Annotated in this window: 10 protein-coding genes; 2 read left to right on the forward strand and 8 right to left on the reverse strand. The window is 46.4% G+C overall.

Annotation, left to right across the window (positions count from 1 at the left end; genetic code table 11):
• The first annotated feature begins 200 nt into the window (after window positions 1–200).
• A complete protein-coding gene (locus FJ146_18335; GenBank protein MBM4253930.1) occupies window positions 201–827 on the forward strand; it encodes a hypothetical protein in 627 nt (208 codons plus the stop codon).
• Here FJ146_18335 and FJ146_18340 read toward each other — a convergent pair whose 3' ends face one another.
• The 7 genes from FJ146_18340 to FJ146_18370 form a co-directional block, all read right to left on the reverse strand.
• Window positions 828–1,847 carry a cytochrome C gene (locus tag FJ146_18340; GenBank protein MBM4253931.1) on the reverse strand — a complete coding sequence of 340 codons (1,020 nt, stop codon included), beginning with the start codon at window positions 1,845–1,847 and terminating at the stop codon, window positions 828–830.
• A gap of 22 nt (window positions 1,848–1,869) precedes the next feature.
• Window positions 1,870–3,234, reverse strand: coding sequence for a cytochrome c (locus FJ146_18345; protein MBM4253932.1), 1,365 nt, complete (start codon window positions 3,232–3,234; stop codon window positions 1,870–1,872).
• Between the two features lie 93 nt (window positions 3,235–3,327).
• Window positions 3,328–3,879, reverse strand: a complete 552-nt coding sequence (locus FJ146_18350) for a response regulator (protein ID MBM4253933.1) — start codon at window positions 3,877–3,879, stop codon at window positions 3,328–3,330.
• Window positions 3,872–5,179 (reverse strand): HAMP domain-containing histidine kinase, encoded by a 1,308-nt coding sequence (locus tag FJ146_18355; GenBank protein MBM4253934.1) that lies wholly within the window; start codon window positions 5,177–5,179, stop codon window positions 3,872–3,874. Before FJ146_18355 ends, FJ146_18350 begins: the two co-directional genes overlap by 8 nt.
• A gap of 195 nt (window positions 5,180–5,374) precedes the next feature.
• Window positions 5,375–5,713 (reverse strand): hypothetical protein, encoded by a 339-nt coding sequence (locus tag FJ146_18360; GenBank protein MBM4253935.1) that lies wholly within the window; start codon window positions 5,711–5,713, stop codon window positions 5,375–5,377.
• Between the two features lie 313 nt (window positions 5,714–6,026).
• Window positions 6,027–6,290: a type B 50S ribosomal protein L31 gene (locus FJ146_18365; protein ID MBM4253936.1), complete on the reverse strand. Its 264-nt coding sequence runs from the start codon at window positions 6,288–6,290 to the stop codon at window positions 6,027–6,029.
• On the reverse strand, window positions 6,287–6,922 hold the full coding sequence (locus tag FJ146_18370; protein MBM4253937.1) for a hypothetical protein: 636 nt from the start codon (window positions 6,920–6,922) through the stop codon (window positions 6,287–6,289). The genes FJ146_18365 and FJ146_18370 overlap by 4 nt, the downstream gene beginning before the upstream one ends.
• Window positions 6,923–7,128: 206 nt before the next feature.
• Between FJ146_18370 and FJ146_18375 the strand changes: the two genes are divergently transcribed.
• Window positions 7,129–7,413 (forward strand): hypothetical protein, encoded by a 285-nt coding sequence (locus FJ146_18375; protein ID MBM4253938.1) that lies wholly within the window; start codon window positions 7,129–7,131, stop codon window positions 7,411–7,413.
• Window positions 7,414–7,453: 40 nt separating this feature from the next.
• Here FJ146_18375 and FJ146_18380 read toward each other — a convergent pair whose 3' ends face one another.
• Window positions 7,454–8,419 carry a hypothetical protein gene (locus FJ146_18380; protein ID MBM4253939.1) on the reverse strand — a complete coding sequence of 322 codons (966 nt, stop codon included), beginning with the start codon at window positions 8,417–8,419 and terminating at the stop codon, window positions 7,454–7,456.
• Window positions 8,420–8,605 lie beyond the last annotated feature (186 nt).

Raw genomic sequence — 8,605 nt, forward strand, 5'->3', positions numbered from 1 at the left:
CAGGCCGATGCATCCAGCCACCCAAGTAAGCGACCTGCTCGCCGACACGCCCAACCACAAGCTACCTGGGTCAGTTTACGTGAGCATGGATGGGTCAATTTATGTGAGCGGCGTAGCAATTACCTCCCGGTCAGTTCGCGATGGTATTTAGATTGGTTGGGTGGGAAGTCCAAGGATCGGTCACTGTCACTCAGGCCCCTATGTTATCGTTTACTATTAATTCTGCGTCGATCAGTGGTGCCTATCGTAATGCCGCAATTTTCAGCCGTGCAACTGGTGAAAACGAGTCAAGTTGGCATGATCTCTATGCATCGGAGTTTCGTCCACTCGGAGGCCTTCGACCACTCGGTACTCGGTTGTTTGCGACAAAATTCAACAACCAGCTCATGGTTCACTTCTCAACAGTTGATTCAATCAAGGCCCTAGCAGAAGCCATCGAACGCATGAAAGACGATCACTCGGATCTGGGTACGATAAGTCGCTTCCTGGGAGAGGCTATGAAGGCAGTGAGCGAAATAATCGCAGGAGACCGTTCCAAGGGATCCGTGGCGATGCTAGCATTAGCAATTGACGCCATCAAAGGCCTTCGTTCTAACGATCTCATAAATTCTAGTTTTATTACTTCTAACCTCGTTGAAGCAATGCGCGACAAGTTCGGAACCTCTGAAGCCATAGACAGCTCGAGCAACGCATTGTTCTATGACAGTCATCTCATACTCCCGGGGAAATTAGTCGATGACGCCTTTACCTCTGCGCATTCAGGCCAAATCATGAGGGTATTGGACTTACCACACGCTAGCACAGATGAATCTGCTGAGCTATTTTGATTATCTGAGGACACCGATCGGCATATTCGCTTTCAGTTGCACCGCCGCTTTTGCAGAACGAATAGCTTCTTCCCGATATAGGTGGCGTCCGGACGCCATGAGTAACGTTGTCAACCCCAGTGACGCAATGACACTCCAGTAGCGCCGACCAATAACTGGTGTTTCGGCTATTATTTCTAGCCACATCAAAACCAATGCAGGTAAGGATGCTACTGCGCCAATTCCGACAGTAGCAATCAAAGCCCAGGATATACCTGGCCTCGGGAGAGTAAGTAGCAATATGGGCCCAATTATTAATTGAGATAGAGAGACCATGAAAGCTATTAAATAGAGCTCCCTTTGCAACTTATTTACATCAAAGCCCATTTCGCGGACTTCTTCCTTAGCTAACGGCCGCGACCAGAATCCAACGAGAAATAATGCTGTAAGCACCACTGATGCCGCTAAAAAATGAAAATATCGTGGGAGCACACTTGGCATTAGCAACGCCGAGCTGAATCCCCTAACTTCACCCCACCTTTCTGGGAATAACATTAGGTTAACGTTGGCGAGAAATATCATTGGCACCACAAGAAATATCGCTGTAGCGACTATATTGATGCTAATATGAAGCATCTTGTTCGCTGCAAGCCGCTCCCAACTGTATTGATGCAGATAAGTAAGTAAAAATGCTATTGCGACCAAAGGAACTACAGAGATCCAGGCATTTCCTGTTAGAATATTGGCGCTATAGAAGAAGACGGTATACAAGACATTGATTAGTAGCAGTGGCGCTACACCCAAAACCACCGCCAAACTTTTATTAACTGTGATCGTCTTTGCCAATTTCTTTGCGAGTAAATCATATCGATCCTGCTGACGACCCATGAATTGAAAAACAAGCGTCAATATCGATCCGCCAACCATCAGATTCACAAATATAATATGCGCAATAAAAGCGAGTACCAAAAGGACTTTTAGAAACATCTCGTTTGCTGGAAGTGGCAGCGGCAAGTCATGTAGCGTAAGATTTGTAACCATTTAACGATCCTCAAAATTATTTTTACCACAGCCCTGAAGACTGCATTCCTTCAACGTGAATATTTTCTTTTTCAGCCTTTACGACAAACGCAGCTAATGCATCGCGCTCGAGATCGTTTCCGGGAAAAGGTGGCATAAACGGCCGGACATGATGCATACCAGCCATCCATGCGGACATCACACCCTCATCTAACGGCAGACCACCGGAGATACCCTTAAACTTGGTAATCACCGAATTAACTCCGTAAACGGTGTGACACCGCGAACACGCAAGAAGAAAAACCTCTCTTCCTGCTTCAATGCGATTGCCATCGTTTATGGTTTGGATTTTCGCATAGGGATAATGCTTGAGAATCCCATCTGTCTTCAACTTATCAAAATCTTCTACCCGTATACCGTTAGCATATAAGTAGTCTGCGATTGCATAAGGCTTCCTAATAAATTCGCGAACACGCTCGAACTGGCCCATAAATCCAATCATTAGGACAAATGGCAACGGCAGGATTAAGCGAGGAACCATCATTGGCCGAACTGCAATGAACATTGCGCAGATTATCACTGTGGCAATACTGGCTAAACTTAGTCGCTCAACGAATAGATACCAATCCGCAAATTCCTGGGTCGCAAGAGCGACTGGAGCGTTACTCGCCATATACTCTGGAATCACATGTGCGTACTTGTAAGCCCCTAACGCGAGTACTGGAGACCAAGCCAATATCCAACGGCCAATTGCCCGTTTCATTTCAGAAACATGCTCGTTATTCCGAACCCAAGCCAAAACACATAGAGCCGCAGCGCCAGCCATAATCATTGCTAAAGGGGTACGAAACATTAACTGCGGGACATAAATCGGATTAGTCATAGCACTCAGGAACTGACGATCCGTATTCCAGTTACCTGTATCCATCATAAAACTCAAGATCGCCACAATGAGGGCCATCGTTACCCATGAAGCGAATGCCAAGACTGCTCCGAGCCTAAGATGGCGTTTTTTGAATCCTCCGATCCATCGATCCCAAGTTAGGTAGTAAAACAAGATCAGCACAACTTCAGTAACAAATACTATCCACTCAACAAACCACGTCCAGAAAAAGACCCGAAGCAAACTACCAATAGCAACGGGATTGACAAGAGTGGCAGAAAACCAAATACCCACACCAGTCATCGCGCCGATCGATGTTGTCACAACAAAAAAGACGAAGAGTATCTTTCTTGTCAAACGATCTAACTCATAATTACCTTTACTAACACCCCGCCATTCAAGCCAGGCGACTAATGGTACACCCCCGACGGCCATAGAATGGGAAATAATTGCGTGAATTACAGCAATAATTGCAATAAGAAGTCGGTTTCCAATCAGATCTAAGTGAAATATTGGGAATTCCATGATACCTCCTCACTCTAAAATGGCGTGAGGTATACAAGATTGCAACGCAGCAAAAAGTTGCGGGGAACTAATATCAACTGCACAGATTCTCAGTTATTTCTTAGGGGGAAACTTCCGAAGTTTTCTTTGTAGACTTTGACGATGCAGCCCTAAACGCTTAGCCGCCAGGGTGATATTACCATCACACTCGATAAGCACTGATTCAATATATTCCCGCTCTTTCCTAGCCAGCGACGGTACGGGACACTCAACTTCTGATGAATTCCGCACATTATGCTTTTCGACGCCCTTGGCAAGGGCTGCCAAAATATCGTCTATTGATGCAGGTTTTGTTAAATAGTCGACGGCCCCTAGCTTCATCGCCATGACAGCTGTTGCAATGGTGCCATAGCCGGTGAGAACCACGATTTTGCAGGAGTTATTTGCTAACATCAAGTTTTGTACGAAGCGAAGTCCATTCTCACTCCCAATTCTGAGGTCAATTAATGCGTAGTCAATTGAGACATGCCCCAGATCTTTTAGCTGACCAAGTGTGTCTATCGTTGTGACTTGAAACCCTCGTTCACTTAGCTCGCGGCAAAGTGTTTCGCGCAAATTGAGGTCATCCTCCGCAATCAATAACGACTTCTGTGGCCCTCTAATCATCAATTGAAGACCTCGAACTTGGACAACTTGGGATCGTCAGCAGAATCGACGCACCTCGGTCAGCGCCATCTCTGATCCTTAAGTCTCCACCTAAAGCCTGTGCCATAGATAACACTGTAAAGAGGCCCAGTCCCGACCCATCTGCCTTTGTCGTGATGAAAGGATTACCAAAAGATCGAATGACACTTGAAGGGATACCCGGACCATTGTCACTGATTTCTATCTCGACCATATGCTGATTGAGTCGTATCCTCACGCGTATTTCAATCTGATTCGATTGCGACGCTTCTATCGCATTATCAAGAATATCGATGACATTTCTTGAAAAAGCCAACTCAGGAATCTGACAACGTACATGCTCGGGAAACTTTGAATCGATGTTTATATCTAAACTAACATTATCTTTGCCTACACACCACTCTGAGCAAACTGCTTGCAGGTATTCACAAATATCAACACTACGCAAAAGTGATCGGTCATCAGAATGAGCGACCTCAAAAAAAGATCTTAGCACCTTTTCACACTGGTCTACTGCGTGTCTAAGAGATTCTAAATCTCCATTTGATGAAGATGGAAATTGGCTGCCATCTTTAATCAACCTATTTACTCTTAACTTTATAGTATTCAATGGCGTTGCAAACAAATGTGAAAAACTCGCCGTTGATGCCCCTAAAACGCGCAGATTTTCTATACGGCTTTGATTTTTTGCTAGCTTAGACAGCCGCTCTCTAAGGGCAGACAATTGCTGCGACAGTGATGACATGAGTAACCAGATGATCGTAACCAGGAATAATTGAGCTATCAATTTAACGTTAGTAGAAAGGACTCGGGATTCAGCGGCTTGAGAAAACGGATACCCGCGGAAAAGCACATAGGTCATACCTACATGCAGACAAATAAGGAATACGCCACTTTGCCATCCCCTTAAAAGCATCGCACCAATTGCGGTGTGTAAATAAAAAAGAGCAATCATGGGGTTATCTTTGGCTACAGATAATGACAGCAAGAGCGTGATCGCGAGCAGATCAACCATTAGCTGACACAAATTTTTATAAACGAATGAAAGGATATTTTTGCGTACGCAGACTGATGTTAATAAGTTAAATAAACAAAGTACAAATACAATTAATAAATACGACGTCACGTCTTCAGCCAGAACTAGTCCGAGCTTGACCCCAGGAATCAAACAAATCAATTGAGATGCTATTGCTAACCAACGGAGATTAATCAGCCAGGCTACAACTGTCTTTGCTTCACTTGTGTAATTCCTATAGTTTCTGATACTCATTGCACTAAGCATGGCTTTGCAACATGGTAGCTAGTTATCCTCTACGATTGCTTAAGTGTAACATTTAAAATGTTGTGCATACATTCCCAGACCATGGGTGTACATAGTGATCCGGTTGGTGCAACAATTTGTTGCATGCACGATGCAATATTAATCGTTTTTTTGAGGACGCTACGACAGAGAACGATCTTTAATTCCATGCAAAATTCAGTGTTTTGAGCAAATATGTTCAGCGACCCCAAACGAATCACTTGTCTGGGTGGGTGATTCCTGCAGAAGCGGCGCGAGAGAGTCAAGTGACTGGTTCAGGTGGTTCGCGTTTTTACCTTTTATTTTTCCAAAGCATAAACTGATTCGTTTCACAGGTTGGCAGCAAGCTCGCTCACATCGGAGGCACCTAAGTAAAGCCGGCTCATTCATACCTAAAGTCAAATTAAATGTTTCGCCACACTTGTTACATAGGTACTCGTAAATAGGCATTAGGTTATCGTTCTCATGCTTTTTACGTGAAGCGAATATCAGGTAGGAAGACAAAATCCTATCCATGATGTTGATGAAGGAGCTCCGTTAAGAAAAAACAAAATAGATCAAAAAAATTCTAATCAAAAGAGGTGGCCACAACTGATGCTAAGCACCGTAGTTAGGCGCACGGGATTTCCTCAACTTTGAGAAACTGTGGCGGCAGCTGCACTAGAGATTAGTGTGACAAGAGATGTGACGGCAATTCTTGCTACCCCTTCTGTTGTCAATACTGCGTTAATTGTCATCCAAATATGCCTCCAAAATCAGAGCCACACCTCGGTAATTCTCGGTGTTATCTGATCAACTACAATCATAAATTTTTTGAGAAATTTCGGCGCTAGACTTTAGCACCGTGTTTAGACAGATTATACTTACGATTAAATCGCTCCACACGACCCGCGGTATCAAGTAACTTTTCTTTACCGGTAAAAAATGGATGAGAAGCACTCGATATTTCAATATCGATGACTGGGTAATCAATGCCGTCATGCCATTTGAGTGTTTGGTTTGATGTCTTGGTCGACTTGGTCAGTGCAAGGTAATCACTTGCGGCATCACGAAAAATAACAAATCTGTATTCTGGGTGGATACTGTCCTTCAAAGTCTTACTCCTCGCGTCATTGAATTAATATTCCAATCTGGGACACGAGACGTGTCACGATAGAGCTCAGGTAGGTGAATCTCGCATTGTTTAATAAAGCTTGCGGCAGAAAATCTCACGACTCGAGTGCTGGTATTACCAATACCAGTAAGCCATCCCGCGATGATTTGATGGGTCTTAACTCCAAGATCCATTAAACACTGTTCGAAGAGCAGCGCCTCGGTAGGAGCCGCAGCAAATAAACCTGCGGAAATTGAGGCTTGGGTATCAATGGTTAGCTGGCACAGTTGCAGTACCGACGCGATCGTGGTCCCGACGTTAGCCGGCCGACCGGGAATACTCTCTACGAACACGTGACTGATGCCATGAAGATTCCTCAGGGAATCACGACTCGTAGCGGCTGACACGACCGCCGGACCTAGCATGGGAAAAAGATCCGCTATGTTATCGTTTGTCTTCCTCAACTCAGGCGCTAAATAGCGTGCTCTGAATGCCTGAGGCCCACCTAGGCCAGTCGCCACAATGACAGATATAGGTGCCTTCGGCAGTCTAGCCACTGCAAGGCGGGTTCGTGCTTCGGTAGCTGAACCTATATAGAGCAGGGTTTCCAGCTCACAATTTTGGTTCGACATACTGATAGGGCACCTTTACTTAAATGCAAGTCATTTGCATTTAACACCAGCCCCCATGAAATTGTCAAGCAGGACACCCGGGGCCTCCTCTCGGCATGGTGTTAGGTGAGTGTGAGACCATTGGGCGCCACGTTGCTAATTATCTGTGACACTCGTTCTGATCCGATTCACACAGGTTTCAATTAGCTTAGGTCTTCACTCGACCAGTGATCAGTCTCAAAGTTGCCCGCCACCATACCCCCCCTCGCTCCGCTCATGTCTCGGCGGTGCACGGGGCGGATCCTCACATAGAGTCCTACGCCAAAGCCCTCAACGCAAAGTTTGCGTTCCTACAAGACCGAGACCAAGCTGTAAGCACAAGTTGGATGGTGTCGGCGATCCCTCAGTTGGTGGTCCTAGACCGTCAAGGTAAGGCAGTATTCGCAACCGTCGGTGCAGGCGAATATTTGGATCAGGCCATCGCTGCCGCTGAAAAAGAACTGAAGAAGTGACGACCTACTGGCCCACCAGGCGAAGGTAGACTGAGCCCCCTCAGAAACTCCGTCCCATCTTAAACGCGGCAAGAGCAAATCCATGCCTCTTGCCAACCGCGGCGATCTCCTTAACCTGCTCCTTAGAAATGCGTCCGCAACTAAAGTTGCCTCTATTGCCTTCGAGCCCGAGCAGTAACGTTTCGCTCATGCAGGCATATAGGGTGCCGTTTTCTAGAGGAACCCCTGGAACGCGCAAGTCTGGACTGTTGGGAATAGCGACGAGACCGCCCTGTATGACCATCACATCTGGCCGGCATTCCTCCACGGACGGATCAGTATCACTCGGTGTGGCTATGTCTGCAATGATGACAGGACCGGCTTTAAGATACTCTGGCTTGATCAGAGGTTGAGGTGAATTACTCGCTGCAACTATGCAGTCGGCTTCTCGGAGGCCAGCCAGGTCGCCCGTTACGATGATAGGAGAGTCCTGGCCTAGCTCGCCTTGGACCGCGGCGAACAATTCTTGCCGCACTGAGGCACTGCTCTTAAGTAAATCGACTGAGTATTTTTTTACCGAAGCAGTGCTCGAAAGCTTTTGCGACATCACAGACACTTCACCACGACCGTGAGCCTGCAAGGTTTCGAGGTAAATGTCTCCAGCTAGCCGTTCAAGAAGCTGAATTTTTTCGTTCCGTCCGACCAAAACAAGCCGGCTTGCCCGCTCAGCGATGATCTTACTATAGATCGAGCCAATGTTGCCCGTCGCACCCAGAACGGCAACGGTGGCTTCAGCTAGGTTTATGCCTTTATCGCTGGCTGCTCGCTCGATAGCATCAAGACCCATCGCCACAGTGAAACTATTGCCGCTCGTCAATCCAATTTGATCTGTCACGATGGATGTGCAATTTGCCGTTACAATCGACGTATAGCCACCGAAGCCAATGTGACTGCAGCCTCTACCTATAGCAATCGCCACCGCCTCGTCGATCAAGGCTGTGATGGGAGCCAAATCACGTTCAACCATGTGCTCATAGATCACTGCCGAGGTTAGACATAGGCAGTCTAGTTGAGAGCATCGCTAATCGTGTCCGCAGTCTGTGCATAAAACGTGGCTACTTGGGTAAAGACGGCGACATAGTTCTAAACCCCACACTCGACCCACTGTTTCAAGATCACGAATCTCTTACGGTCGCCTTAGCGGCATCGATAG

The sequence above is a fragment of the Deltaproteobacteria bacterium genome, assembly GCA_016874735.1.
Classification (GTDB): Bacteria; Bdellovibrionota_B; Oligoflexia; order Oligoflexales; family CAIYRB01; genus CAIYRB01.

Coding starts and splice junctions, on each gene's coding strand:
- FJ146_18335 (MBM4253930.1), top strand. CDS start 201: ATGTTATCGTTTACTATTAATTCTGCGTCGATCAGTGGTGCCTATCGT.
- FJ146_18340 (MBM4253931.1), bottom strand. CDS start 1,847: ATGGTTACAAATCTTACGCTACATGACTTGCCGCTGCCACTTCCAGCA.
- FJ146_18345 (MBM4253932.1), bottom strand. CDS start 3,234: ATGGAATTCCCAATATTTCACTTAGATCTGATTGGAAACCGACTTCTT.
- FJ146_18350 (MBM4253933.1), bottom strand. CDS start 3,879: ATGATTAGAGGGCCACAGAAGTCGTTATTGATTGCGGAGGATGACCTC.
- FJ146_18355 (MBM4253934.1), bottom strand. CDS start 5,179: ATGCTTAGTGCAATGAGTATCAGAAACTATAGGAATTACACAAGTGAA.
- FJ146_18360 (MBM4253935.1), bottom strand. CDS start 5,713: ATGGATAGGATTTTGTCTTCCTACCTGATATTCGCTTCACGTAAAAAG.
- FJ146_18370 (MBM4253937.1), bottom strand. CDS start 6,922: ATGTCGAACCAAAATTGTGAGCTGGAAACCCTGCTCTATATAGGTTCA.
- FJ146_18380 (MBM4253939.1), bottom strand. CDS start 8,419: ATGGTTGAACGTGATTTGGCTCCCATCACAGCCTTGATCGACGAGGCG.